Origin of the sequence: Flavobacterium sp. CHNK8 (assembly GCF_019774515.1) — a bacterium.
In the GTDB taxonomy this organism is placed as follows: Bacteria; Bacteroidota; Bacteroidia; order Flavobacteriales; family Flavobacteriaceae; genus Flavobacterium; species Flavobacterium tiangeerense.
This window is the reverse complement of sequence record NZ_CP081492.1, coordinates 3,357,702-3,384,626: the sequence shown is the minus strand read 5'-3', so window position 1 is coordinate 3,384,626 and position 26,925 is coordinate 3,357,702. Positions and strand designations below refer to the sequence as shown.

Genomic DNA, 26,925 nt, shown 5'->3' with positions numbered 1-26,925 from the left:
AAAAATACTAGAAAATTATTCTATTTTTCACTTTATTTATATTACAAAATTCGCACCTCTTTTTTTAAATGCAAATAGTATTTAAAGGTGTTTTTTAATTTTTTTAATCATGTAGTTTTGTATTATAAAAATCACGGTTTTAGGTGAGTAATTATTTAGTTTTTTTAGTTTAAATTTACAAAAAATACTAAATTTATTTAAAATGGGCGTAATTGTAGAATTATCATTGCTTGTAGCTAAATTTATTTGCCAATTAGTTAAAGAATTGGTAGCTTTTTTTTAGCGGAATTCCTTTTCTCTATATTTTAACTTTTTACTTTTTTAAAAAATGTAAATGGTTAGGTTAGTGTTGGTCTGAATAAAAAAAACGTGTTTAGTATTCTGTTTTTCTAAAATTTGGGATGAACAATAAAATCTAATCATTTTATTGTACGTCATATTTCATCTTTCTCAAAATCCGTAATGATTCCTTAAACGATAAATACACTTGGTTAAAAGGTTTTAATATTAGTTTAGCATCAATCAGTTTTTGTTTGGCATCTTCAAAACCGTTCAGGTAACAAATCATTAAGGTAGAGGGTAAGTTTTCTAAATCTTTGTTTTCTCTAACACTCAATTCAAATCTCTTTTCTAGCTTTTTTAAAATACTAAGGTTCACATTATAAATGTGAAATAGTAATTTTTTATTGAATTCTGGCGGTTGAAATAAAAACTCTCGTTCAATTTTATAGTATCCATTATCTTGAAAATGGATGGTTTGTTTTTCAAGTGGGTAATAGCTTGTTTTGTCATTTAAACCCAATGGAACATATTCAATAATAGTAAAAGTATCTTCGTCAAAAGTGATTTCAACCACATCTTGAGCAGAATAAAAGAGTTTAATTTGCTCATTAATCAATTCAATATCTACACGTGAAAGATAGGTTTTGTCTCGAGATTTTTTAGTAATTCCTGCCCAGCAAATAACAAATAATTCTTTGAAGACTTTGTATTTTGGTGACATATCCTTGTGCCGAAGGTTCATAAAATCCATAACACCATCAAGTGTATTTTCAATACTATTTCTAGAGTTGTTTTCTATACCAATAACTGTCTCCGTGTTTTGATAATTTTTTTCAAAGTCTCCGTCAAGTGGTATGGTATTGCTGCCGCGTCTAATAAAAATAGATGAAATAGGAATGGTATGAATTCCTTTTTTAAAGCACGAAATTTTGTTTTTTGGTTTTATAGTCACCAAGCCAACAACTTTGTCTTTTGGCAAATTTGGAAAAGGAACATTCTCGTATTGAATTTTGGGCGGATTTTCTAGATAGGCGTTTACAAGATTTTGGATACGGCTATCGTCAAAAAAATCATCACCTACAATTGTATTTTCTTGATCTTCAACTCCCACAACTATGTATGAATTATTAGTAGGATTTGAGTTAGAAAGGGCGCAAATATGTTTTAAAAATTTTGCTTTTCCCTCACGGGAATGCAAGTTCAACTGTCTTTTTTTATCATAAAAACTACTCTCGTCATTATGAGCGAGTAAGTTTTTAATAAGAAGACGTTTGTTGATCATCGTTATTTTTTATTATTTATTTCTATTTTTATTGTTGGCAAGACAGAGTTATTAGTCATATTTTGATCCTTTTCTGTCAGAACTCTTTAAAAAATTCATGAATTTTGAAATTTGGTCAATTATAATTTGAGATTTTAAAGTTAACTCCAAAAACTTTTCTTCGTTGATATGTTTTCTGTCGAAGGTACGCTGTAATTGTGCTTTTGTTTCACAACATGAACCTCTTGAATAACTCAAAAAAGTAATAAATTCTTTGTTTCCTCCGCGACCAAAACCCTCAGCAATATTATCCATAACTGACCCAGAAGAACCATTGATTTGACCCCTTAATTTATAATCTTGACCAAGAGTTGTGTTTTGAATCAAATGCCAAACATGATTGCTTTGTTCTCTGGCTAATTGATAAATTCCCATTTCCTCAAAAGAATTGTAATTCGCCATATTCGAAGATTTTATAAATAATCAATAGAAATAAATAATAATCAATAGAAATAATAATTAATCTCTTTTTAAAATAGTAGCTGCTGCTTGGGCTGTTGGTAGCACCATCAAGTCGGCAATGTTTACGTGATAGGGTCTAGAAACCACAAAATGAATAATATCGGCAATATCCTCGGCATGTAGGGGTTCAAATCCTTTATATACATTTGCAGCTTTTTCTGTATCGCCTTTAAATCGTACTTCGCTAAACTCAGTCTCTACAGCGCCAGGATGTATGCCACCCACTCGTATGCCGTAGGGATTTAAGTCCATTCTCATGGCTTGGTTGAGGGCATCAACAGCGTGTTTTGAGGCACAATATACATTTCCATTTGGATACACTTCTTTCCCAGCTATAGAGCCTATGTTAATGATATGACCTGATTTTCGTTCTATCATTCCAGGAATCACAGCTTTTGAAACATATAAAAGTCCCTTGACATTAATATCGATCATAGCGTCCCAATCGTCTAAATTTCCATTTTGTATTGGGTCTAGACCATGTGCGTTTCCTGCATTATTAATCAAAATATCTATGGTTGCAAAGTTTTCCGGAATTGAGTTAATACTATCAAAAACCGCTTTCTTGTCACGTACATCAAAGTTTAAAGTGTGAACTTCGGTAAGTTTTGAGAGTTCTTGTTTTAAATCATCTAGTCGATCTTCTCGTCTTCCGCAAAGGATAATTTTATAATTGTTTTTTGCTAAAAGCTGTGCGGTTGCTTTTCCTATACCGCTAGTAGCTCCAGTTATTAATGCAGTTTTAGTCATTATTAGGATAATTTTATTTTAAAAAGATTAAAAGATACTAAGGTACTTTATGACCCATGCTTTCGGTCCAGATAGCAAACCAATCTTCATGTTCTAGCTCTAATTCAACTGCTTTTTGTAGTGATTGAATGCGTGCCACATTTACAGTTCCTGCAATAGGAATTACTTGAGCTGGATGTTTTAAAATCCAAGTCAATAAAATAGAATCAGATCCTAAATGGTATTTTGAAACCAGCGTAGCTAGTAATTTTTTTAGTCTTCTCGTTTGTGGGATATCCTCTCTAAAAACGGATCCGAGTGGATTCCATGACATAGGACGAATGCCGTGAATTTGCATATAGTCAAGGCTGCCATCTAGCATGGGCTCATGATGCGTAGCCGAAAACTGAATTTGATTGAATGAAACTTCGGTCTTGGTGCGGATGAGTTCTGTTTGTGAGGTGGTAAAATTTGATAATCCGAAATCATTAATTTTTCCAGCCGTTTTTAGTTTTAAAACCGCTTCAGCAATTTCATCGGCTTGCATTAAGGGGCTAGGTCTGTGCAATAACAGTACATCTAGATAATCTGTTTGCAGGTTTTTTAAGGAATTATCAACTGAGTTAATGATGTATTCTTGTGAATATTGGTAATTTTTAACGGTGTTATTTCTGTTTTCAGTTACCATTTGAATACCACATTTAGAGATTAGTTGTATTCTTTCTCTATCTATTTTACTTGCAGCTAATGCTTTACCAAATTCAAATTCGGTGGTGTAATCTCCATAAATATCAGCATGGTCAAAAGTGCTTATTTTATTTTCAAGACATACATTGATCATATTTTCCATTTCTTTGGTATTGAGTTTTTTATCCCAAATTCCCCAATTCATGACCCCTGCTATTATGGGTGATATTTTTGTTTTGCTCATGGTTGATTTTTTTTGTTTAAAGGTACAAAACTTTGAAATCAAAGTATAATATTCAAAGTTCTTAAAAATATAAAAATTGTATCACAATATGTCCTTAAAATTACCTATTTTATTGAAGTTTTAACCATTTTTTAACATCTTACTTCTAAAAAAAAATTCAATTTGCAGCTTCAAAACGAAGGCATTAAATACAAGGTTTTAAAAAAGATATAATGGAAGAAAATACGGGGACTTTAGACATAAGAGCTATCAATGAAAAAATAGAAAGAGAGAGTGCGTTCATAGATCTTTTGACTATGGAAATGAACAAAGTCATTGTGGGTCAAAAACACATGGTTGAGCGATTGTTGATTGGGCTTTTAGGGCAAGGTCATATTTTACTTGAAGGTGTACCTGGACTTGCAAAGACTCTTGCCATAAACACTTTGGCGCAAGCCGTTCAAGGATCTTTTAGCAGAATCCAGTTTACTCCAGATTTGCTTCCTGCGGATGTTGTGGGTACTATGATTTACAACATTAAGGCAAATGAATTTTCTATAAAAAAAGGTCCTATTTTTGCCAATTTTGTTTTGGCAGATGAGATCAACCGTGCTCCAGCCAAAGTACAATCAGCATTACTTGAGGCGATGCAGGAAAAGCAAGTAACCATTGGTGACACTACTTTTAAACTAGACAGACCTTTCTTAGTATTGGCAACACAAAACCCAGTAGAACAAGAAGGGACATATCAATTACCTGAGGCTCAAGTGGATCGTTTTATGTTGAAAACGGTTATTGATTACCCTAAGATGGAAGATGAACGCCTTGTAATTCGTCAAAACTTAAAAGGAAGCTATGAAAAAGTAAATGCTGTAGTATCTGTTGAACAAATTTTGCGTGCGCAAGAAGCCGTAAGAGAGGTGTACATGGATGAAAAAATTGAAAAATACATTTTGGATATTGTGTTTGCAACGCGTTATCCTGAAAAATATAAACTAGCTGATTTAAAACCTTTAATCAGTTTTGGAGCTTCTCCTCGTGGAAGTATCAATTTGGCGAATGCCGCAAAATGTTATGCTTTTATCAAGCGCCGTGGGTATGTTATCCCTGAGGATGTTCGTGCAGTTGTGCATGATGTGTTACGCCACCGTATAGGAATTACGTATGAGGCCGAAGCAGAAAACGTTACGTCTGTTGACATCATCAATAAAATTGTAAACGAAGTAGAAGTACCTTAAAAATTAGTTTTCAGTTTTTAGTTACAGTGTACAAGATATGACTTGTACACTGCGACTGAAAACTGCGACTGAAAACTAAAAAAAATGGATACAAAAGATCTCTTAAAAAAAGTTCGAAAAATAGAAATTAAAACCAGAAGATTGAGCGATCATATTTTCTCGGGGGAATATCACACCTCATTTAAAGGACGCGGAATGACCTTTAGTGAAGTGCGACAGTACCAATATGGGGATGATATTCGAGCAATTGACTGGAATGTAACCGCAAGATATAATGAAGCACACGTAAAAGTTTTTGAGGAAGAACGAGAGCTGACCATGATGCTAATGGTAGATATCTCGGGATCAGAAAGTTTTGGTTCTAAAAATCAATTTAAGAAAGATATTGTTACAGAGATTGCGGCAACTATGGCTTTTTCAGCCACTCAAAACAATGATAAGATTGGTTTAATTTTGTTTTCTGACCAAATAGAATTGTATATTCCACCAAAAAAAGGAAGGTCGCATGTATTAAGAATCATTAGAGAATTGATAGAGTTTGAGCCAAAGAGCAAAAAAACAGATTTAGCGCAAGCCTTAAAGTTTTTATCAGGAACTCAAAAAAAGAAAGCAATAGTATTTGTTATTTCTGATTTTATGGCAAACGGTTATGAACAAACACTAAAAATTGCTGCCAAAAAACATGATGTTACTGGAATACGAGTGTATGATATTCGAGAAGAAAAAATGCCAGATTTAGGAATGGTTCCTATGCTGGATGCCGAAACAGGTGCCATTGAGTTGATCAACACAGGGTCTAAGGCAGTTCGTACTAGTTATGAAAAACACTACCATGATAAGGTAAATTATTTTAAGGAAACGTTTAGTAAATCAGGTTCAGGTGTGGTGAACACAAGAGTTGATGAAAGTTATGTGACTAAGTTGCTGAGTTACTTTAAATCGAGATGATAAATTCAGATTTTTGATAAAAAATAAAGAGAAGTTTCGGGCTTAAATAGGGCATTACAAATTGTTTGCCTGCAATCAAAAATCAAAAGAGGTTCAAAAATATAACATGAAAAAACATTTATATCTACTACTATTGCTGCTTTCTACGGCTGTTTTTGCACAACAAAAGCAAGTGGTTACAAGTATTGATACAATTAAAAATAAGATTGGTGCCGAGTTTAAGTTGTCTATAAAAACAACGGTAGATTCGTCAAGCCGAGTACTTTTTCCAAAATCGAGAAACTTTGGCGCATTAGAAGTCATTCAGTCTTATCCAGTTGATACCGTTAAAATAGACGGTAGATATGAATTGACAAAAAGATACGGACTTACCCAATTTGATTCTGGGAGGTATGTTATTCCTAGGTTTAAAATTTTCATCAACAACCAAGCCTTTCTTACGGATTCACTTTTAGTAGAAGTTGCCAATGTGCAAGTGGATACACTAAAACAAAAAATGTATGACATTAAAGACATTGCTCCAGCAGAGGAGACTATGGGTAACTGGTGGAAATATGTACTGGCAATTCTATTACTTGCAGGGATAGCTGTTTTAGTTTATTGGTTTCTAAAAAAGCGTCAGGAGAAAAAATTACAAGAAGAAGTTTTTAAAACTCCTATTGAAAAAGCAACAACATTACTAGACACCTTAGAGCGAAAAGAACTTTGGCAAAAAGGAGAAGTCAAGGCTTATTATAGTGAATTAACGGATATTGCCAGAAATTATATCGAAGAAGCGATTGAAATTCCAGCCATGGAAAGTACAACATCAGAGTTGATTCAGGGATTAAGAGCGGCTTCTGTCAAAAAGAAAATGACACTTTCACAGGAAATTATTGAAAACCTGGAGCGTGTTTTAAGGCAAGCTGATTTAGTGAAATTTGCCAAATCAAAACCTCTTGATTTCGAAATAACAGAGGATCGCAACAAAATTCAAAAAGTTATTTTAACGTTAGATAAATCAATACCAGTTGAGGTTCAGCTTGAAGAAGAATTACTTTTAAACGAAGCTCAAAAACAAAAACAAATTGAATTGCAATTGCGCAAGCAAAGAAAAAAACGCATTCAAACCGCTATTGCAAGTGTTGTTTTTCTTGTAACGGCCGTGACCACTTATTTTATTGCAACTAGAGGTTTTGATTTTGTGAAAGACAACATTATGGGTCACCCTACTAAGGAATTATTAGAGGGCGAATGGGTGAAAAGTGAATACGGAAATCCAGGTATTATCATTGAAACTCCAAAGGTTTTAAAACGTGTAGACCTTACCAAAACGCTTCCTAAAAACGGAATGGCATTGATCAAAGAAATGCAATCTTTTGGTTATGGTAGCATTATTGATCGGTTTTATGTAATGGTTTCTACATTAAAATTTAAAGCCGAAACTCAAATTGACTTGGCCAAATCAATGGATGGCGCTTTACAATCTCTAGAAGCCCAAGGAGCACAAAACATGATTGTCAAGCAAGAAGAGTTTGAAACGCCAGAGGGTGTAAAAGGATTAAAAGCTTTCGGAACTTTTTCTCAACTGGACAGCCAAAATAAAACTACAGCACGAATGTATTATGAGGCACTATTGTTTAGTCAAGAAGGTGGTTTGCAACAAATTTTAATTTTTCATGAAGAAGGAGATTCTTATGGAAATGAAATTTCGGAACGGGTTTTAAATACAGTCGAATTAAAACAAGCAAGTAAATAATGGAGAAAATAACGTTTTTAAACCCAGGATTTTTTTGGTTGTTTGTATTAATCCCAATTGTTGTTTTTTGGTTTTTCAAAAAAAATAAGCAGCAATCGGCTACTTTGAAAATGAGTTCATTGGAAGGATTCAAAGGTTCAGAATCATTTTTGACCAAGTTAAAACCGATGTTATATGTGTTGCGAGTACTTGCTTTGTGTTCATTAATCATTGCATTGGCTCGACCAAGAACGGTAGACATTAGCAATAAAACTAAAACTACAAAAGGGATTGATATTGTAATGGCAATTGACGTATCAGGAAGTATGCTGGCCAAAGATTTGAAACCTAATAGAATGGAAGCCCTCAAGCGTGTAGCTGCCGATTTTGTTCAAGAAAGACCAAATGACCGAATTGGGCTTGTGGTTTATGCCTCTGAAGCGTATACAAAAACACCAGTAACCAGTGATAAAGCCGTTATTCTTAATGCCATTAACAGCATTAAATATGACAATGTTTTGCAAGACGGAACCGGAATTGGTATGGGATTAGCAACTGCAGTAAACAGATTAAAAGACAGTCAAGCTAAAAGTAAAGTGGTTATTTTATTGACTGATGGTGTAAATAATGCCGGATTTATTGAGCCAGAAACGGCATCTGACATTGCTAAGCAATACGGAATAAAAGTGTATACGGTAGGAATTGGTACTAATGGTATGGCAATGTTTCCGTATGCTATTGCGCCTAATGGAAAATTTTTGTTCCAAATGATGAAAGTGGAGATTGATGAGCAATTAATGAAAAATATTGCCAAGAAAACCGATGGAAAATATTTTAGAGCAACCAGTAATAATAAGTTAGCCGAGATTTATGCATCAATCAATAAGCTAGAAACTACAGAAATAGAAGAACTTAAGTTTTATGATTATGATGAAAAATTCAGACCTTTTATATGGCTTGCTGGATTTTTAGTTTTGCTGGAAGTAGGATTAAGAAATACGGTTTTTAGAAGCTTTGTATAATGACAGTCGCTCTCACAGTTTTCAGTTCAAAACTATAGCGGAATACTGCGACTAAAAGTAAAAAAATGGAATTAGACGAAAAAAAATATTTATACCTCTTATTGATACTGCCTCTAGTAGTGTTGGTTTTTTTATTCAATTTATATTGGAAAAGAAAAAAGCAACGTGAATTTGGTGATTTAGAAATGGTGAAAAAACTGAGTCCAGACAGCTCCATGTTTAAACCTGTTCTAAAAATTGTAATTCTTATTTTGGCTTTACTAGGGCTTATTATTGGTCTGGTTAACCCAAAGATTGGAACTAAAATGGAGACCGTAAAACGCGAGGGAATTGATATTGTTTTTGCAATAGATGTCTCCAAAAGTATGCTGGCCGAAGATGTAGCGCCAAATCGATTGGACAAAAGCAAGCAAATTGTTTCGCAAATTATAAACCAGCTTGGTAGTGACCGTATAGGAATTGTTGCCTATGCCGGGAGTGCTTTTCCAGTATTGCCCATCACTACGGATTATAGTGTGGCGAAAATGTTTTTACAAAGCATGAATACGGATATGGTTTCCTCTGTAGGGACATCATTTAATGAGGCTATCAAGTTATCAGCTACTTATTTTGATGATAAGAAAACGAGCAAGCTTTTAATTATGATTTCAGATGGTGAAGATCATAATGAGGGTGCAGAAGCTGCAGCAGAAGAAGCCGCTAAACTAGGAATTAAAATTATCACAATAGGTGTAGGAACCGAAAAAGGAGGTACAATTCCACTAAAACGAAACGGTGTTGTTGAAGGTTTTAAAAAAGACAGCAATAATGATGTTGTAATTACAAAGTTGGTGCCTGAAAGTTTAACATTGATTGCAAAAATCACAAAAGGTGGGTATGTAAACGGAAATAACACAAAAGAAGTTTTAGAGTATGTCAAAAATGCACTAAATAATATTCAAAAAACCGAATTTGAAGCTACAGAAATGGCGGATTTTCAATCGCAATTTCAATGGTTTTTGGGCTTTGCCTTTTTGTTGTTATTTGCAGATGTTTTTCTATTGGAAAGAAAAACAAGTTGGGTTAAGAAATTGGATTTATTTAACGAGAATAAATAATTATTTCCAAAAGGTTTTCAAAACCATTTGGACATAGAGCTACAATAAATGAAAAGATTTAAAATAATTATAGTTGCTTTTTTAATCGGTGCTTTTTTCGGTACAGCCGGATTGTTTGCGCAACAAAAAGACCGAATTTTGCCCAAAGCAAACCAAGAATATGCGGACAATAAATTTGCGGATGCTGAAGCAAATTATCGAATTTCGGATTCAAAATTCCCTAATAAAGCTGCTGCGACTTTTAATCTTGGAAACAGTATCTACAAACAAAAACAGTCTAGTGAAGCCAAATTTGCTTTTGCGAAAGCCTTAAAAAACTCGAAAACCAGACCCGAAAAACATCGTGCTTTTCATAACCTAGGAAATGTATTCATGAATGAAAAGGATTATGCGCAAGCCGTAGAAGCCTATAAAAATGCGTTGCGTAATGATCCAAAGGATGAGGAAACACGTTATAATTATGCCTTGGCTAAAAAAATGCTAAAAGACAATCCGCCGAAGGACGACAAGAAAAAAGACGATAAGAAAGATAAGGATAAAGATAAAAAAGACGACAAGAAAGACGGAGAAAAAGATAAAAAAGACGACAAGGGAAAAGATAAAAAGGACGACAAAGGCGATCAGGATAAGCAAAATAAAGATCCGAAACCAAATGAAAAAGGAGAGCCTAAACCTGCGCCAGGAGGAATCTCTAAAGACCGTTTAGAAAATCTTTTAGACGCTGTAAACAAAGAGGAAAAGAAAATTCAAGACAAGGTTAATGCCCAAAAAGTAAAAGGAAAACCAGTTAAAACAGAAAAAGATTGGTAATTCAATTAGAGATTTTGAAAATGAAAAAATACATTGCAGCGATTGTTTTATTAGTGTGCAGCACACTGAGCGCTCAGGTTCAGTTTGAGGCCAGAGTAAGCAAAACTACGCTAGGCCTAAATGAAAGATTGCGTATTGATTTTATGATGAACGTTGATGGCGATAATTTTGTACAGCCATCTTTTGATGGTTTCAGAATCATTGCCGGACCTAGTCAGCAAGTGAGTCAGTCTTGGGTAAACGGGAGAAGCTCTTTTGAAAAAGCATATTCTTATTTTTTGGTTCCCAATCAAAAAGGAACTTTTGTAATCAAGTCGGCTGCTATTGAGTACAACGGGCAAATTTACAAAACAGCTCCCATAAAAATAACGGTTACAGCAGCTACAGAGCAGCCTAGAGATCCTAACGATCCTCAAATTTCTGGTGATGAAAACTTATATTTGGTTGCTGATGTTTCTAAGACTAATCCATATCTCAACGAGCCAGTTACGGTAGTATATAAATTGTATTTTGCAAACATTGGCATTACAAATCTTGGGGAAACAAGTAAACCCAAATACAATGATTTTTGGAGTCAAAACATTGAAATAAAACAACTAGTTGCCGAAGAAGGCATTTTTAAAGGTCAAAATTTCAGGTATATTGTTCTTAAGAAAGTAGTATTGTATCCTCAAAAATCGGGTAGACTTAAAATTGAGCCACTGTCCTTATCTGTTGATGTGCAATTGCCTACTAACCGTAGAGATATGTTTGGTAGAATGTTACTCACCGAAACTACAAAAAGAGTTTCGGCTGGAGCCAAAACAATAAACGTAAAACCACTACCTGAGGCAGGCAAACCAGATGATTTTACAGGTGCAGTGGGTAATTTTGATTTTAAAGTTACTCCATCAAAAACTAATTTAAAACATGGAGAAAGCCTGGATTTGGTTGTGAGCGTTACCGGAAAAGGAAATTTAAAACTATTTAGTTTGCCAAAACCAGTAGTTCCAAATGCTCTTGAAATGTATGATGCCGTTCACAGCGAAGACATTAGCACGCCGCTAACTGGAATGGCAGGAAAATCAGTAGATAGTTATGCTATAATTCCGCAATATAAAGGGAATTATCCGGTAAAACCAATGCAGTTTTCTTATTTTGATTTAAGTTCTGGAACCTATAAAACCTTGCGTTCACCTGAAATCATGATACATGTACTTGATGGGCCTTCACCAGTTGATTCTACTGCTACAAGGGGTAATAAAAATAAAATTGCAGCTGTAGAAGAATTTAAAAACATTAAATCAAAGACTAATTTTATTCCAATAAATAAGAAAGATTTTTTAGGGTCTAATACGTTTATGGGGTTGTTGTTGCTTCCTTTTTTATTGATCCCGCTGATAGTATTGTTCAAAAAGAAGAAAGAAGCTATGGATGGTGATGTTACTGGAAACAGAGTTCGAATGAATAGCAAGTTAGCCAAGAAATATTTATCAGAAGCCAAGAAACAAATCAATAACAAAGAACTCTTTTACATTGCACTTGAAAAAGCGATGCATAATTTCTTGAAAGCCAAACTAAATATTGAAACCTCAGAAATGAGTAAGGATAATATTCAGGAATTATTGTTGTCTCGTAATGCAAATCCAGAAACGGTAACAGATTTTATTGCACTTACTGAAAATTGTGAAATAGCGCGTTATGCACCTTCGTCAAGTGTCACGATTCAACAGGATTTTGATAAAGCGGTAGTTATAATTTCGGATTTAGAAAAACAGATTTCATAATAAGAGTATTAAAAATAATTTTTAAGTAAAAGGACTTTGTGCCTCTGTGGCAAATAAATATTATAATGAGAAACATATTATATCTACTTTTATTTTCAACCCAATTTTTCTTTGCCCAAAGTGGCTTTGAGAACGGCAACGCTTTATATGCAAAAGGAAAGTATACTGAGGCTGTAATAGCTTATGAAAGTGTTTTAAAAAACAACCAACATTCATCAGAGTTGTATTTTAATTTGGGTAATGCCTACTATAAGCTTAATCAAGTTGCGCCAGCAATTTACAATTATGAGAAAGCCCTTGTACTAAATCCAGAAAACGTTGAGGCGGCAGGGAACTTAAAATTTGCCCAAAAAAGAACCATTGATGAGTTTAAGGTGATTCCTAAAGTAGGCTTTGCAAAACTCATACAAGACTTCACGGGACAGTTTGACTATAATGTTTGGGGAAAAATCGCAATAGGATTTTCATTTTTATTTTTCACGTTCTTTTTAGTGTATTATTTTTCTCGAAAGCCACTTTTAAAAAGAGTTTTCTTTACCGGAATGAGTGTAGCTTTTGTATTGCTTCTGGTTGTACTTTCGGCTGCATTTTTTGAGAAAAAGTATTATTATTCTGAACGACCGGCGATCGTTTTTGCCGAAAAAACAGATGTGAAAAAAGAGCCAAGAGAAGGTGGGAAACCTTTGTTAGCAATACATGAAGGAGCCAAAGTCTACGTTTTTGAAACTATTGGAAAATGGAGAAAAATTCAACTCACAGATGGAACTTCTGGTTGGATTGAAAGTAGTACGATTAAGGAAGTGAAATAGATTATTCTTTACTTTTTTTCTTCAAACTACTATACCATTCTTGTAGGGAAGGGTAGAGGTAAGCAGCAGTTTTTTGAACGGGATTATAAAATATGGATTTGTCAAGCGTTTCTTTCTTGACCAAAATATGATTGTAATTTATTTTTTCAAAAATTGAAAATACAATTCCTAATATTAAAACGGTTTTTAATATTCTAAAAAAACCACCACCTATAGAATTGGCCCATCCCAAGAAAGCAAAACTCGCTATCCCAGTGAGAAATTTACCTAAAAATGTTACTGCCACAACAACGATTAAAAACGTAATCATAAACGCTATTACTTGGATGGTATTTGGATTCCAGTTTACAAATCCCGAAATGATTTCTTTTGTAAAAAATGAAAATTTAATAGCTAAATAGATTCCTAATACTAATGAAACTAGTGAAGCTAGTTCAACAAAAAGACCATTTTTTAAACCTTTAAATCCAGCAAAAGCTAATAACGCACCCAAAATAATATCTAGAAAACTCATAAAAACAAAAATATAGTGATTTAAATAAAGAACAAAGATAAAAGAATTGTTGACTATCAATTGCCAATTTTCAAGTTCTTATCTTTGTGCAAATAATTTTATGAGTTGTACATCAATAATTCATAATCCATCATTCATACTTTAAACAATGTCCAGAGATATACAACTAAAAGAACGCTGGGAACAGTTGGTTCAATTACTTTCTGATCAATTTTCGCAAGGCGAAGATTTAGATCTAGATGCTATTATTTATTTAATTGGCGTGCAAGAATTAGGCAAAGTACATCAAGAATTTAAAAAAGACGAAAAACTCAATTTGATGCATATTGCCATTTGCCGTTTGTTAGAGCCTTATGGTTACTATGAATTTGAGTTTTTTGACAAAGACGGTTGGCCTCATTACAAAGTTAAAGAGCAATTACCAGCGTTAAAGGCAGGAGAACAATCGGTTTTGATGAAAGAAGCCATTGTGAATTATTTCTTGGAACGCGAAGTAATTTCGTAGTTGACAGTCACAGTCGCAGTTTTCAGAATGAATCTACTAGAAACTGCGACTGAAAACTGAAAACTTTTTCATAAATTTGCACTCTCAATTACGGAAGGAAAATGATAGACAAGATAAAAGAATATATCGGCGAAGCTCAAGCTTTTTCAACTCAAAATGCAACTGAATTAGAAGCGTTTCGAATTAAATTTTTAGGAAGCAAAGGTCTTTTGAAAGATTTGTTTGCTGAGTTCAAAAATGTACCAAACGATCAAAAAAAGGATTTTGGACAAATCATGAATTTGCTAAAAACTACTGCCGAAGAAAAAGTAAAATCCATACAAGAAGCTTTAGAAAGTAAAGAAGAAAGTAAAGGGTTTTATGGTGATTTGACTCGCTCTGCTGAACCCGTTATTATTGGTTCTCGTCACCCTATTTCATTGGTTAAAAACCAAATCATAGACATCTTTTCTACCATAGGTTTTAACGTTTCTGAAGGTCCAGAAATTGAAGACGATTGGCATAATTTTACTGCGTTGAACTTGCCAGAATACCATCCGGCACGTGATATGCAAGACACGTTTTTCATTCAAACTAATCCAGATATTTTGTTGCGTACACACACTTCATCTGTGCAAGTGCGCTACATGGAGAACAACAAGCCGCCTATTCGTACCATTTCACCAGGGCGCGTTTTTCGTAATGAGGCTGTTTCCTCTCGTTCCCACTGTATTTTTCATCAAGTGGAAGGGTTGTATATTGACAAAGACGTTTCATTTGCCGACTTAAAACAAACCTTGTTGTATTTCACCAAAGAAATGTTTGGGAAATCAAAAATACGTTTGCGTCCTTCTTATTTTCCATTTACAGAACCAAGTGCCGAAATTGATATTTACTGGGGTTTAAAAACCGAAACAGATTATAGAATTACCAAAGGAACTGGCTGGCTAGAAATAGGTGGTTGCGGTATGGTAGATCCTAATGTATTAAAAAACTGCAACATCAATCCAGAAGAGCACACAGGTTTTGCATTCGGAATGGGAATCGAACGAATTGCGATGTTGTTGTATCAAATAGGCGATATTCGTATGTTTTACGAAAATGATGTTCGTTTCTTAGAACAATTTAAATCCTCAATATAGTCAAAAGTTATAAAGTCGAAAGAAATATCAGTTATAGTTTTTCATTCGACTTTATGATTTTACGACTTTAGACATTACAAGTAACTTATGAAAAAAGATATCATTATACCCGAAGTAGAAAACGTTTTTTTTGCAGCAGTGCAAGAATGGAGCGACGATTTTATGGAAAAAGTATGGTACGCTTATCTAGTAAACGATAGCGATTACTTGATCGAAAGTGTGATGGTTGTTTCCAAAGCCTTTGGAACAATAGATGGTGAAATGAAAAAAACATCACTTTTGCGTCACGCTTTTATAGAAGTCCCAGCGGTTTCTGTAGTTAAGGTTGAAATGATCGAAAAAAGTGTTTTAGCGCTTAACAATGAATTCATGCTTACGTTTTTCATGGATGGGAAATTGTACGATAAAAAATTCATTTTCAAAGCTAAAGCCATCAACGAAACAGAGGTAGAAGAAGTACCTATTTTATTTGTTGACGGTGTTATTGTTAGATAATTTACTTTTTTGCAAAAAAAACATACAAGACTAAATAAAATTTAGTTCTACAAAAAAAGCAGTCGAGAGACTGCTTTTTTTATATAAAAACTCTTTTTACATTATTTTGAATATCTAAATTGCGGCAAGAATTAGTAGAAATACAAATCCTAAAATCAAGCCTGTTTTAAGTTGATATTTCAATCTTTCTGTAAGAAATTAAAAATTATAGGTTTTGCTTTTGTTTGGATTTCCAGGTAAAATAACCCAAAACAAATATCCCTACTAAAATATAAGCTACGGCTTTAAAATAAAAAGCAGGAGCGGCAACTTGTGCTGCGAATGGAGTTTCTTTAATGTCAAATAGCACATTGAAAACGGTCATAAATACGCCCCAAATACCACCCATTTTAATTTGATATTTCCATCTTTCGCTCATAAGGTGTTTTTTAAATTTTGAATTCGGGTGTTATATTAGTCGAGTTTGTCTGTTAGTTTTTTAAATACCGCCTTGGCATCTTGACCTTCATACAAAATACTATGAACAGCATCTATTATTGGTGTTTTGGCACCATAAGCTTGATTGAGTTTATAAGCGCTTTTCGCTGCATAGTAGCCTTCGGAAACCATACTCATTTCCATCATGGCTGATTTTACGGTATATCCTTTACCTATCATATTGCCAAACATTCTATTTCTAGAAAAAACAGAGTATCCGGTCACCAATAAATCACCTAAATAAGCGGAGTCGTTGATGTTGCGTTTCATGCGATGTACTTTTTTGATGAATTTTTTCATCTCGCGAATCCCATTACTCATCAATACAGACTGAAAATTATCGCCATACCCCAAACCGTGAGCTATTCCTGCTGCAATAGCATAAATGTTTTTGAGCATAGCAGCATATTCAGTACCTATAATGTCATCTGTGATTTTAGTTTTAATGTAGTTTCCGGACAAATTTTTAGCTACCGTTTTGGCTTTATCAGGGTCGCCGCAAGCAATGGTAAGGTATGATAGGCGTTCCATAGCTACCTCTTCGGCGTGACAAGGACCTGTTATGACACCAATGTTGTAATACGGAATATCATATTTTACATGAAAATGTTCGCCCACTATAAGGCTTGTTTCTGGAACAATTCCTTTTATGGCTGAAAAGATGATTTTATCTTCTAATGAAACGGTAAGTTTTTCTAATTCTGCACCAAGAAAGGCAGATGGAATAGCAAAAATAATATAATCAGCATAGGCTATTGCCTCGTTAATATCGCTGGTAAGTTTTAATTTTTTAACGTCAAACTCAACCGAACTCAAATAGTTAGGATTGTGCTTATAGGTTTTAAGATGTTCTATTGCAGCTTCATTACGCATGTACCAAGCTATTTCGTCAAGATTTACACAAAGCATCTTAGCTATTGCTGTAGCCCAACTCCCTCCACCAATTACTGCAAATTTTTTATTATCGGTCATTGTTTACTGAATTTAATCAAAAGTACTTAAAAAAGGTCTAATGAAGCAAATTTAATTATTGTCAGAGGTATTGTGTATACTAAGTTTCTTGAAAATTTGTCTTAAAAAAGTAAAATATAATTATATTTTTTTTAGTTATGGTGTACTATTTTTAATTTTAGGACGTTATAGTTAATTAGTAAGCAGTATTTTAACAGTTGTTTGAATTGAGTGAGTTAGTTATATTTTAGAATGTTAAAAGGCGTTCCCTATTTTAGAGAACGCCTTTTTTTATGCTATAAAAGTGAGTTTGAAGTTTAATAACTCATTTCAACAATTGATTTTACTTTTTCTAAAGTGATGTTTTGTTTTTCTCCTAATCCTAACCAACCTCTTTCTTTAAAGCGGTCTACTATGAAATCAGCAGTTTTATCGTACTCTTTAGTGTAGTCTGACAATTTAGTGTCCATTCCCATGGTATGAAAAAAGGCTACTGTTTTGGTGATCGCTTCATTTGCGATTTCATCCTCAGTTCCGGTTAAATTAAAGATACGTTTTCCGTATTGTGCTAATTTCCCCTTTTTGGTTTCAAACATGACGCGGTACAAATTTGGACCTACCACTGCTAATGTTCTAGCATGATCAATTCCGTACAATGCCGTAAGCTCGTGACCAATCATGTGCGTAGCCCAATCAGATGGAACTCCTTTTTGAATTAATCCGTTCAAGGCCATGGTGCAACTCCACATAAAGTTAGAAGCCAATGCGTAATCTGCTGGGTTTTCAACAACTTCTGGACCTACTTGAATTAAGGTTTGCAAAATACTTTCGGCAATACGATCTTGTAAAAAACCTTCGTGCGGATAAGTTAAATATTGCTCTAAAACGTGAGTGTAAGCATCTACGACACCATTTTGCAATTGTCTTTTTGGAAGCGATTGAATGACTGTTGGATCACATATAGAAAATTTTGGAAACAAAGCCGAACCTCCAAACGCCAATTTCTCTTGAGTAGCTTTGATAGTTACCACAGAGCCAGAATTCATCTCGCTTCCTGTTGCTGGCAAAGTAAGAACTGTTCCAAAAGGTATTACTTTAGATAAATCCTTAATCAACAATCTTTTTTGTAGAATTTCCATTGGATTTCCTTCAAAATGTACGGCTGCCGAAATGAATTTTACTCCATCAATTACTGAACCTCCACCAACGGCAAGGATAAAATCAATGTTTTGTTCCTTAATTACGTCAACCGCTTTCATCAAAGTTTCAAAATGCGGATTGGGTTCGATTCCACCAAATTCAATGATTTCAAAACCTTTTAGATTGTTGATCACTTGCTCGTGAATACCATTTTTGAAAATACTTCCACCACCGTACGCCAAAAGGATTTTAGCTCCTTGAGGCACCAGCGTGGATAGTTTTTCTATTTGTCCTTTTCCAAAAACTAAATTGGTAGGATTGTATAATTCGAAGTTTAACATGATGTTTTAATTTTTAAAGAGTTACTAAGTTACTAAAATACTGAGTTTTTAAAGCTTAGCAACTTAGCTTCTCAGTATCTTAGCGACTTTCTCTTATTTTTTTGAATTCAATTGAGCCAATAATTTTTCAGCAACTAATTTAGACGAAGCTGGATTTTGACCTGTAATTAACAAACCATCTTCTACTGCGTATGGATTCCAATCTGCTACTTTAGAGTAAATAGCTCCGTTGGCTTGTAAAGCATCTTCTAATAAAAAAGGAACAACTTTAGTCAATCCAACCGCTTCTTCCTCGGTGTTTGAAAAACCAGTTACTTTTTTGTCTTTTACTAAAAATTCTCCATTTACTTTTACGTTTTTCAACACTGCTGGTGAGTGACAAACAAAAGCTACAGGTTTGTTATTAGTGTAAAAAGACTCAATCAAAGCGCTAGAATTAGCATCAGTAGCTAAATCCCATAAAGGTCCGTGGCCACCTGGATAAAAAACAGCATCGTAATCAGACTCTTTTACATCGCTTAATTTGTGCGTGTTTTTTAGTTTTGCTAGCAATTCAGTATCGGCATCAAAACGTTTTGTGTCTTCTGTAGCTGCAGATGGGTCTTCACTTTTAGGGTCAATTGGTGGTTGTCCTCCTTTTGGCGTTGCAATATCAATTTGAACACCTTTGTCTAATAATTCATAATATGGAGCAGCAAATTCTTCTGTCCAAAATCCTGTTTTTTCTCCTGTGTTTCCTAGTTCAGAATGACTGGTAACAACAAATAATACTTTTTTCATCTTAGTTTTTTTTGTTTTTTGTGCCGTTGCTGATAAGCAACCCACGGTTAATACTAGTAATGCAAATAATGCGATCTTTTTCATCTTGTAATTTCTTTGTACAAATTTACGGCGATTATGTTATCAGTAAAAATAATTTAAATTATGTTTGTGATAAATATATTTATATCATGGTCAATTTAGAATGGTACCGCACCTTTAAATCAGTGTATAAAAACGGAAATTTTTCTGCTGCTGCCAAAGAGTTGTTTATTAGTCAACCCGCTGTGAGTCAGCAAATATCCATGCTCGAAGCGCACGTGGGGTACAAGCTTTTCAATAGAAAGTCAAAAGGTGTAGAACCTACAGAATACGCTAAGTTACTCAATAATTTAATCATTGAAGCATTAGACCGATTGGAAAATGTAGAAAATGGTTTTCGAGCCAAAGCATTCAATGCCAATCGGTTAATTTCAATAGGAATTTCGAAACATTTAATGTCTAGCTTGGGTAGCGCCTTAGTGTCAAAGTTCGAGTATATTGACTTTAGTTTTCATGACAATGATCCGTTGTTTGAATTGGTGAACGAAAAAAAACTAGATTTTGCTGTAGTTACTCAACAATATGACACCTTTGATACTATTCAAAAAAAAGTTGGAGACATCAAGCAGGTCATCGTCGGGTCGCCAGAAATTGATTCTTCAGCATTAAAAGCAAGTATAAAACTTAAAGATTTTGCGGGCATTGAACATTGGTTAAACGATCAAAAATGGTACAGCCACAATGCACAAATTCCGCATATCAAATTATTTTGGTTGCATGTCTTTAACAAAAAAAGACCATCGATGGTTCCTAACTATATCATTCCATCTGAATATGAAATGCTCGAAATCATTTCGAGAAATACAGGAATAGGAGTAGTTTGGGATATCAATGCAAAAAAGTTACTAGCCGAAAATAAAATTCAGATGTTGTGGAACAGCAAGCAAATGCCCAGTACAGCTGTTTATGTTTTATCAGGTAAAAATGAGAACTTGAGTTCTATTTTTGAGAATATTCAAGTAGAGTTGAAAAAGGTTTTTTGATTATTATTTAAATTATTCATTTATCATAACTTAGAGAGCAAATTAATAAGATTAGAAGTATAAAACTATTTCTATATTTGTGTAAATCTTATGCATTTAGAATATGAGTGAAAATCAAAATATAAAAGTTGCCGTTGATGCCATTGTTTTTGGTTACCAAAACAATCAGCTTTATGTATTATTAATACAGCAAAAATTTGGAACAAACGATTCTTATTGGGCATTGCCTGGTGGATTAGTACAAAATGATGAATCCTTGGAAGATGCTGTGAAAAGAGAGTTGAAAGAGGAAACGAACATTAGCGTTAATTATTTTGAACAGCTGTTTACTTTTGGTGATGATGTGTTTCGTGATCCTAGAAATCGTGTAATTTCAGTGGCTTATTTTGCCTTAGTGGATTCCTCAAAACTTAAGGTCAAGGCCGATTCGGATGCCGAAAATGCACAATGGTTTAAAATTGATGATGTGCCAGCTTTAGCTTTTGATCATACCATCATTTTAAGGAAGGCAATGCAGCGATTAAAGGCAAAACTTACGTATGAGCCTATAGGATTTGATCTGTTACCAAAAGAGTTCTTATTCTCAGAGCTCGAAAATTTATACTGCACTATTTTGGAAAAAGAAATAGATCGTAGAAACTTTAGAAAAAAAATACTAAGCTTTGAAATTATTGAAGAAACAGATCATTTTTCTCCTATAAAAAGCGGAAGACCTGCAAAACTATTCAAGTTTAACAAACAGAAATATAATGCTTTATTGAAGAAAGGTTTTCACTTCGAAATAAATTTTGCGTAATTTTTACACAAATAAAATTGTTTATTAAAAAATACTATTTATATTTGCGTATAATTAACGCAAAATTTAAAAACTATGATACTCAATTTAGACCAAAACTTTAAACCATTTGCTGCACGGCAAGAAATCAATTTTCAAAATTTTACTTTTTCAGGAGGAGAGCCACATATCAAAATTAATCCTGATTTTGATGTAACCCAAAAAATCACCATTACACATCGCTTAAATTCTTTCAACGATTTAGGATTATTGTGTATTGCAGTTGATGCTTTGCGCAGAATGGATGTAAGGAATATAGATCTTTTTATCCCCTATTTCCCTGCTGCAAGACAAGATAGAGTTATGATTAAAGGAGAGCCATTATCGGTAAAAGTGTATGCCGATATTATTAATGGAATGCAATTCGATAAAGTGTTTGTATTTGATGCACATTCTGAAGTCACCCCTGCATTAGTAAACAACTGTGAAGTGATTCCGAATCATACTTTTATTGAAACGGTTGTAAAAGCAATTGGAAACGAAGTCAAATTAATTTCTCCAGATGGAGGTGCTTTGAAGAAAATTTATAAAGTTTCAGAATTTCTAGGCGGAGTTGAAGTAGTGGAATGCAGTAAAAGCCGAGATGTAAAAACTGGAAGATTATCTGGTTTTAAAGTCTATAATGACGATTTGCAGGGAATGGATTGTCTGATCGTAGATGACATTTGTGACGGTGGCGGAACTTTTGTGGGTCTTGCTGAAGAGCTGAAAAACAAGAATGCCGGTAAGTTATATTTGTCGGTAAGCCACGGGATTTTTAATAAAGGATTTGCTGTTTTGGATTGTTTTGAGAAAATATTTACTACCAATTCATTTAAAGATTTTGAAGGAGAACGTGTTGAAGTGATAGGATTAAATCAATTGATATGAAATACGATATAAAAGATATAGCTCCCGAAAGTAAATTTTTGTTTTTCTGGGGGCATCAACCTTCAAAAGATGGAATTATAACCAAAACCTGTTTTAGTCAATGGTGGGTCAGCCCATTTATAGTGGACGGCATTACCTATAAAACAGCAGAACATTGGATGATGGCAAAAAAAGCGGAACTGTTTAACGACAATGAAGTTTTAGAAAAAATAATTCAAGCGAATTCTCCTGCCGAAGCTAAAAAATTAGGACGAGAAGTGAGGAATTATGATGATACACTTTGGTTAGCCAGCCGATATGAAATTGCAAAACAAGGCAATCTCCATAAGTTCCATCAAAATTCAGATTTAAAAGCGTTTCTTGTGAATACTAAGGAAAGAGTTTTGGTAGAGGCGAGTCCAGTTGATGCTATTTGGGGAATAGGGATGGCAGGTGATCATAAAGATGTTTTGAATCCTGAGAAATGGAGAGGATTAAATTTATTAGGTTTTGTATTGATGGAGGTTAGGGATGAATTGAAACAGTATTAAAGTGAAAAAAATATATAGAGCTCCAGATTCAATTGATATTATTAATCAAGATATTCCGTCTGTTTTTTTAGCTGGATCTATAGAAATGGATAAAGCTGTTGATTGGCAAAAAAAATGTGAAGAAGTTTTGAGTGCTAAGTACATTATATTTAATCCAAGAAGGAATGAGTGGAATTCAGATTGGGAACAATCTATCACTAATGCAAAATTTAAGGAACAGGTAGATTGGGAATTAAATGCATTAGAAAAAGCAGATATCATTATTATGTTTTTTGCGAATAACACAAAATCTCCAATATCACTATTAGAGTTTGGACTTTATGCTCAATCAAATAAGATGAAAGTTGTAGTAGAAGAGGATTTTTGGAGAAAAGGTAATATTGATGTTGTATGTGAAAAATATAATATTCAACAGTATAAAAGTTTAGAAGAGTTATTACAAAATCTAATAAAGTATAAATTATGAACCCACTTTTATTAACAGACGGTTACAAAGTTGACCACAAAAGGCAATATCCTGACGGAACGACATTAGTATATTCTAATTGGACTCCCAGAAAATCAAGAATTGAGGGTATTAATGAAGTTGTGTTTTTTGGATTGCAATATTTCCTAAAAAAATACATCATTCAAGATTTTGATTTGCATTTTTTCAAACAGCCAAAAGAAGAAGTGGTGAAAAAATATGCCCGCAGAATCAACAATTATTTGGGTGAAAACCAAGTCGGTACCAAACATATTGAAGATTTGCACGATTTAGGATATATACCGATGGTTTTCAAAGCTTTGCCAGAGGGAACCAGCGTGCCTATTCGAGTACCAATGTTCACGATGTACAATACGATTCCTGAGTTTTTCTGGTTGACAAATTATTTTGAGACATTGCTTTCTGCGGTAATTTGGCTGCCTTGTAATTCGGCTACAATAGCAAAACAATACCGTATCGTTTTAGACAAATATGCCGAAGAAACATCTTCAATGCCGGAGTTTGTCGATTGGCAAGGTCACGATTTCTCTATGCGAGGAATGGGAGGTATCGAAGCAGCGGTAACATCTGCAGCAGGACATTTATTGAGTTTTACGGGCTCGGATACCATTCCTGCTATTGATTTTTTTGAAGAATATTACAAGGCCAATTCTGATACCGAATTAATAGCTGGTTCTGTTGCCGCAACTGAGCATTCCGTAATGTGTATGGGTACTACCGAAGGAGAATATGAAACGTTCAAAAGATTAATTTGTGAGGTCTATCCAAAAGGAATTGTTTCTATTGTTTCAGACACTTGGGATTTATGGAAAGTATTAACAGATTATTTACCTCGATTGAAAGATGAAATTCTTTCAAGAGAAGGAAAAGTAGTGGTGCGTCCAGACAGTGGAGATCCAGTTGACATTATTTGCGGTAATCCAAATGGCAAAACTGAACAAGAAAAGAAAGGAGTAATCGAACTGCTTTGGGGTGTTTTTGGAGGTACTGTAAATGCAAAAGGATTTAAAGAATTAGTTCCTCAAATAGGAGCTATTTATGGAGACAGTATTACCGTAACTAGAGCCACGGCCATCTGTGAACGATTAAAAGCTAAAGGGTTTGCTTCTACTAATGTGGTTCTTGGAATTGGTTCATTTACCTATCAATACAATACAAGAGATACTTTTGGTTTTGCAATGAAAGCCACTTATGGAGAAGTAAACAGAGAAGGAAGAGCTATTTTTAAAGACCCGATTACGGATGATGGTACCAAAAAATCAGCTAAAGGTTTAATGAAAATAGAATGGGTTGAGGGTCAATATACTTTAACAGATGAAGTGTCTTGGGAAGAAGAACAAAAAGGAGAATTGAAAGAAGTTTTTAGAGATGGAAAACTTTTAATTGACTTAAGTTTATCGGAGATTCGGAGTCAAGTAAAGAACAGTTTGTTGTAACCAACTTTGTAAAAATAGAAAGCCTAAATATAAATTTTCATTTAGGCTTTTTTTGATTTTATTTCTTGTAAAAATTATTGTGATCAATGTACTCCCAAACTTTTGCAGGCAACAGCGGTTGAATGTTTTTGCCTTTTTTGATGTTGTCACGGATAAAAGTCGCTGAAATCTCTACAACCGGAGCATCAATTAAGTGAATTTTTGGGTGGTTTTTAAACTCCAAATTTTCCTCTTCGGATGAGATTCGTGGATACACATAAATGTCATGACGCTCAAGGATTACTTCGTAGTTTTTCCATTTATGTAACGACTTCAAATTGTCTTCTCCCATGATTAAGGAGAATTCGTAGTTAGGATATTTTTCCTCTAAGTGGACAATAGTATTTACCGTATAATTAGGTTGTGGTAGTTTAAATTCTATATCCGAAGGCTTGATTTTAGGAAAATCCTCAGTAGCTAGAAAAACCATTTGCAAACGATGGTAATCATCGAGTAACGTACTTTTTTTCTTTAAAGGATTATGTGGGGTAACGACCATCCAAATTTGATCTAAATCAGAATGCTCTGCCATGTGATTGGCAATGATAAGATGCCCAACATGAATGGGATTAAATGTTCCGAAATAAAGTCCGATTTTCATTAATTTAAAGATTTAAAGATTTAAAGATTTAAAGATTTAAAAATTTAAAAATTTAATGATTTAAAGATTAGAAATAATTTTTGAATTTTTCAATTCTTTAATTTTTAAATTTTTTAATCCTCAACAAAATCCTTCACCAATTGATATGCTTCTTCAAGTGCAACAGGCAAATCGTAGTTCTTGATAATCACATCAAATTGTGGAGCTGTTGCAAGTTCTACTGATGCCTTAGCAATACGCATATTGATTTTGTCATCGCTTTCAGTGGATCGTTCCTTTAATCGTCTTTTAAGTTCATCCACGCTTGGTGGTTTCACAAAAACAGCAAGAGTTTCTTCGGGAAATTTATGTTTGATGCGCAATCCGCCGGCTACATCAATATCAAAAATTACATTTTTACCGAGTGCCCAGATACGTTCTACTTCACTTTTTAAAGTTCCGTAAAAATTGTCTCTATAAACTTCTTCCCATTCTACGAAATCTTCGTTTTTAATGTGCGTTTTAAAATCTTTCAACGACATAAAATAGTAATCCTTGCCACTTACTTCTTCGCCACGAGCCTCGCGCGTAGCTGCTGATATAGAAAACTCTAAATTCAAGTCTTCTTGTTTTAATAAATGCCTAACTATAGTAGTTTTTCCTGAACCTGACGGTGCAGAGAATACGATTAATTTTCCTTTTTTCATTATTTTAAAATATCAGGCCAGTAGTACTTAGTATTTATGGACTAATGACTAAGTTCTAATGACTTTTATAGTACATTCAATACCTGCTCCTTAATTTTTTCCAATTCGTCTTTCATCTGAACGACTAATTTTTGCATTTGTGCGTGATTTGATTTGGAACCCATCGTGTTGATTTCACGTCCCATTTCTTGAGTAATAAAGCCAAGTTTTCTACCGTTAGCTTCGTTTCCGTTGATGGTTTCCAAGAAATAATCGAGGTGATTTGTCAAGCGTACTTTTTCTTCGGTGATGTCTAGTTTCTCTAAGTAGTAAATCAATTCTTGTTCAAATCGATTCTCATCTACATTGACTTTCAATTCAGTAATAGCGGTTTGCAAACGATCTTTTATGGCTTGAACACGCTCCGGGTCAAGTGCTAAAGCTTCTGTCATGTATTGGCGAATGTTACCAATACGCAATTGAAATTCTTTTTCAAGTGACATGCCTTCATCTCTTCTAAAATTCAAGATGTTTTGCAACGCTTCTTCGATAACGGTTTGAATTTGAATCCAATCGTTTTCGTCAATTTCTTCGCGTTCTATTTTCATGGCGTCAGGCATTCTAATAGCCATTTTCATCAACTCTGTTTCGTATCCTTCGTTACAAATTTCTTTAAGTTGATCCATATATGCTTTCACGATCGGTACATTGACTTTAGTAGAAGTTTGTTCAGCAGTACTTTCTATAAAAACAGAAAAATCTACTTTTCCGCGTTCGAGTTTCAGCGCAATTTGGTTGCGCAAACCCAGTTCCATTTCGCGGTACAGCGAAGGCATGCGTACATTTAAATCCAAACCTTTACTGTTCAAGGATTTTACTTCGACTGTTATTTTTTTGGTTGGTAGTTGCAAAGTCGCTTTACCAAAACCGGTCATTGATTGTATCATATCATTTTATAAAAAG

General features: G+C 34.0%; 29 protein-coding genes. 17 read left to right on the top strand and 12 right to left on the bottom strand.

Going from position 1 to position 26,925, the window contains the following annotated elements:
- Positions 1 to 424: 424 nt before the first annotated feature.
- Genes K5V07_RS14735 through K5V07_RS14720 form a run of 4 tightly spaced genes read right to left on the bottom strand, consistent with a single transcriptional unit; the run spans position 425 to position 3,725 of the window.
- Positions 425 to 1,564: an ATP-binding protein gene (locus tag K5V07_RS14735; protein WP_221918077.1), complete on the bottom strand. Its 1,140-nt coding sequence runs from the start codon at positions 1,562 to 1,564 to the stop codon at positions 425 to 427.
- A gap of 51 nt (positions 1,565 to 1,615) precedes the next feature.
- On the bottom strand, positions 1,616 to 2,005 hold the full coding sequence (locus K5V07_RS14730; RefSeq protein WP_221918076.1) for a four helix bundle protein: 390 nt from the start codon (positions 2,003 to 2,005) through the stop codon (positions 1,616 to 1,618).
- 57 nt (positions 2,006 to 2,062) lie between these two features.
- A complete protein-coding gene (locus K5V07_RS14725) occupies positions 2,063 to 2,815 on the bottom strand; it encodes an SDR family NAD(P)-dependent oxidoreductase (protein ID WP_221918075.1) in 753 nt (250 codons plus the stop codon).
- A 37-nt stretch (positions 2,816 to 2,852) separates the two neighbouring features.
- Entirely contained in the window at positions 2,853 to 3,725 is an 873-nt protein-coding gene (locus tag K5V07_RS14720) for an aldo/keto reductase family oxidoreductase (RefSeq protein WP_221918074.1), read from the bottom strand.
- Positions 3,726 to 3,937: 212 nt separating this feature from the next.
- Between K5V07_RS14720 and K5V07_RS14715 the strand changes: the two genes are divergently transcribed.
- From K5V07_RS14715 to K5V07_RS14680, 8 genes are all read left to right on the top strand, one after another.
- On the top strand, positions 3,938 to 4,942 hold the full coding sequence (locus tag K5V07_RS14715; RefSeq protein WP_086453249.1) for a MoxR family ATPase: 1,005 nt from the start codon (positions 3,938 to 3,940) through the stop codon (positions 4,940 to 4,942).
- Between the two features lie 84 nt (positions 4,943 to 5,026).
- The gene (locus K5V07_RS14710; RefSeq protein ID WP_221918073.1) at positions 5,027 to 5,890 is read left to right on the top strand and encodes a DUF58 domain-containing protein; all 864 of its coding nucleotides are present in this window, start codon (positions 5,027 to 5,029) and stop codon (positions 5,888 to 5,890) included.
- 106 nt (positions 5,891 to 5,996) lie between these two features.
- Positions 5,997 to 7,628 (top strand): hypothetical protein, encoded by a 1,632-nt coding sequence (locus K5V07_RS14705; RefSeq protein ID WP_221918072.1) that lies wholly within the window; start codon positions 5,997 to 5,999, stop codon positions 7,626 to 7,628.
- Entirely contained in the window at positions 7,628 to 8,629 is a 1,002-nt protein-coding gene (locus K5V07_RS14700; RefSeq protein ID WP_221918071.1) for a VWA domain-containing protein, read from the top strand. Before K5V07_RS14705 ends, K5V07_RS14700 begins: the two co-directional genes overlap by 1 nt.
- Positions 8,630 to 8,694: 65 nt before the next feature.
- On the top strand, positions 8,695 to 9,726 hold the full coding sequence (locus tag K5V07_RS14695; protein ID WP_221918070.1) for a VWA domain-containing protein: 1,032 nt from the start codon (positions 8,695 to 8,697) through the stop codon (positions 9,724 to 9,726).
- A 48-nt stretch (positions 9,727 to 9,774) separates the two neighbouring features.
- The gene (locus tag K5V07_RS14690; protein ID WP_221918069.1) at positions 9,775 to 10,536 is read left to right on the top strand and encodes a tetratricopeptide repeat protein; all 762 of its coding nucleotides are present in this window, start codon (positions 9,775 to 9,777) and stop codon (positions 10,534 to 10,536) included.
- A 20-nt stretch (positions 10,537 to 10,556) separates the two neighbouring features.
- A complete protein-coding gene (locus K5V07_RS14685; protein ID WP_221918068.1) occupies positions 10,557 to 12,302 on the top strand; it encodes a BatD family protein in 1,746 nt (581 codons plus the stop codon).
- A gap of 65 nt (positions 12,303 to 12,367) precedes the next feature.
- Positions 12,368 to 13,111 (top strand): tetratricopeptide repeat protein, encoded by a 744-nt coding sequence (locus K5V07_RS14680; RefSeq protein WP_221918067.1) that lies wholly within the window; start codon positions 12,368 to 12,370, stop codon positions 13,109 to 13,111.
- 1 nt (position 13,112) lies between these two features.
- Here the strand turns inward: K5V07_RS14680 and K5V07_RS14675 are convergent, their stop codons facing one another.
- Positions 13,113 to 13,625 carry a CvpA family protein gene (locus tag K5V07_RS14675; protein WP_144890224.1) on the bottom strand — a complete coding sequence of 171 codons (513 nt, stop codon included), beginning with the start codon at positions 13,623 to 13,625 and terminating at the stop codon, positions 13,113 to 13,115.
- A 148-nt stretch (positions 13,626 to 13,773) separates the two neighbouring features.
- On the opposite strand from K5V07_RS14675, the gene K5V07_RS14670 reads away from it, so the two are divergent.
- The 3 genes from K5V07_RS14670 to K5V07_RS14660 all read left to right on the top strand — a co-directional run bounded on the left by K5V07_RS14670 (position 13,774) and on the right by K5V07_RS14660 (position 15,746).
- Positions 13,774 to 14,130, top strand: a complete 357-nt coding sequence (locus K5V07_RS14670) for a hypothetical protein (protein WP_086453259.1) — start codon at positions 13,774 to 13,776, stop codon at positions 14,128 to 14,130.
- A 101-nt stretch (positions 14,131 to 14,231) separates the two neighbouring features.
- Positions 14,232 to 15,251: a phenylalanine--tRNA ligase subunit alpha gene (gene pheS, locus K5V07_RS14665; protein WP_221918066.1), complete on the top strand. Its 1,020-nt coding sequence runs from the start codon at positions 14,232 to 14,234 to the stop codon at positions 15,249 to 15,251.
- A gap of 87 nt (positions 15,252 to 15,338) precedes the next feature.
- Positions 15,339 to 15,746 (top strand): hypothetical protein, encoded by a 408-nt coding sequence (locus K5V07_RS14660; RefSeq protein ID WP_144890229.1) that lies wholly within the window; start codon positions 15,339 to 15,341, stop codon positions 15,744 to 15,746.
- A 205-nt stretch (positions 15,747 to 15,951) separates the two neighbouring features.
- On the opposite strand, the gene K5V07_RS14655 is transcribed toward K5V07_RS14660, so the two are convergent.
- From K5V07_RS14655 to K5V07_RS14640, 4 genes are all read right to left on the bottom strand, one after another.
- Positions 15,952 to 16,164, bottom strand: coding sequence for a hypothetical protein (locus K5V07_RS14655; protein WP_144890232.1), 213 nt, complete (start codon positions 16,162 to 16,164; stop codon positions 15,952 to 15,954).
- A gap of 35 nt (positions 16,165 to 16,199) precedes the next feature.
- Positions 16,200 to 17,195, bottom strand: a complete 996-nt coding sequence (locus K5V07_RS14650; RefSeq protein WP_144890235.1) for an NAD(P)H-dependent glycerol-3-phosphate dehydrogenase — start codon at positions 17,193 to 17,195, stop codon at positions 16,200 to 16,202.
- Positions 17,196 to 17,491: 296 nt separating this feature from the next.
- The gene (locus tag K5V07_RS14645; protein WP_221918065.1) at positions 17,492 to 18,655 is read right to left on the bottom strand and encodes an iron-containing alcohol dehydrogenase; all 1,164 of its coding nucleotides are present in this window, start codon (positions 18,653 to 18,655) and stop codon (positions 17,492 to 17,494) included.
- Positions 18,656 to 18,748: 93 nt separating this feature from the next.
- Positions 18,749 to 19,519: a type 1 glutamine amidotransferase domain-containing protein gene (locus tag K5V07_RS14640; protein WP_221918064.1), complete on the bottom strand. Its 771-nt coding sequence runs from the start codon at positions 19,517 to 19,519 to the stop codon at positions 18,749 to 18,751.
- Positions 19,520 to 19,605: 86 nt separating this feature from the next.
- On the opposite strand from K5V07_RS14640, the gene K5V07_RS14635 reads away from it, so the two are divergent.
- From K5V07_RS14635 to K5V07_RS14610, 6 genes are all read left to right on the top strand, one after another.
- Entirely contained in the window at positions 19,606 to 20,499 is an 894-nt protein-coding gene (locus K5V07_RS14635; RefSeq protein WP_221918063.1) for a LysR family transcriptional regulator, read from the top strand.
- A 103-nt stretch (positions 20,500 to 20,602) separates the two neighbouring features.
- Positions 20,603 to 21,295, top strand: coding sequence for an NUDIX domain-containing protein (locus tag K5V07_RS14630; protein ID WP_221918062.1), 693 nt, complete (start codon positions 20,603 to 20,605; stop codon positions 21,293 to 21,295).
- Between the two features lie 75 nt (positions 21,296 to 21,370).
- Positions 21,371 to 22,204 carry a ribose-phosphate diphosphokinase gene (gene prs, locus K5V07_RS14625; protein ID WP_221918061.1) on the top strand — a complete coding sequence of 278 codons (834 nt, stop codon included), beginning with the start codon at positions 21,371 to 21,373 and terminating at the stop codon, positions 22,202 to 22,204.
- Positions 22,201 to 22,734: an NADAR family protein gene (locus K5V07_RS14620; RefSeq protein WP_221918060.1), complete on the top strand. Its 534-nt coding sequence runs from the start codon at positions 22,201 to 22,203 to the stop codon at positions 22,732 to 22,734. Before prs ends, K5V07_RS14620 begins: the two co-directional genes overlap by 4 nt.
- A 1-nt stretch (position 22,735) precedes the next feature.
- Positions 22,736 to 23,200, top strand: coding sequence for a nucleoside 2-deoxyribosyltransferase domain-containing protein (locus tag K5V07_RS14615; RefSeq protein WP_221918059.1), 465 nt, complete (start codon positions 22,736 to 22,738; stop codon positions 23,198 to 23,200).
- A complete protein-coding gene (locus K5V07_RS14610) occupies positions 23,197 to 24,657 on the top strand; it encodes a nicotinate phosphoribosyltransferase (protein ID WP_221918058.1) in 1,461 nt (486 codons plus the stop codon). The genes K5V07_RS14615 and K5V07_RS14610 overlap by 4 nt, the downstream gene beginning before the upstream one ends.
- 58 nt (positions 24,658 to 24,715) lie before the next feature.
- On the opposite strand, the gene nadD is transcribed toward K5V07_RS14610, so the two are convergent.
- The 3 genes from nadD to K5V07_RS14595 form a co-directional block, all read right to left on the bottom strand.
- Positions 24,716 to 25,297: a nicotinate (nicotinamide) nucleotide adenylyltransferase gene (gene nadD, locus K5V07_RS14605; protein WP_221918057.1), complete on the bottom strand. Its 582-nt coding sequence runs from the start codon at positions 25,295 to 25,297 to the stop codon at positions 24,716 to 24,718.
- Between the two features lie 113 nt (positions 25,298 to 25,410).
- Positions 25,411 to 25,983, bottom strand: a complete 573-nt coding sequence (gene gmk / locus K5V07_RS14600; RefSeq protein ID WP_086453268.1) for a guanylate kinase — start codon at positions 25,981 to 25,983, stop codon at positions 25,411 to 25,413.
- 65 nt (positions 25,984 to 26,048) lie between these two features.
- Complete coding sequence (locus K5V07_RS14595) at positions 26,049 to 26,909, bottom strand: YicC/YloC family endoribonuclease (RefSeq protein ID WP_221918056.1); 861 nt, start codon at positions 26,907 to 26,909, stop codon at positions 26,049 to 26,051.
- Positions 26,910 to 26,925: the final 16 nt, after the last annotated feature.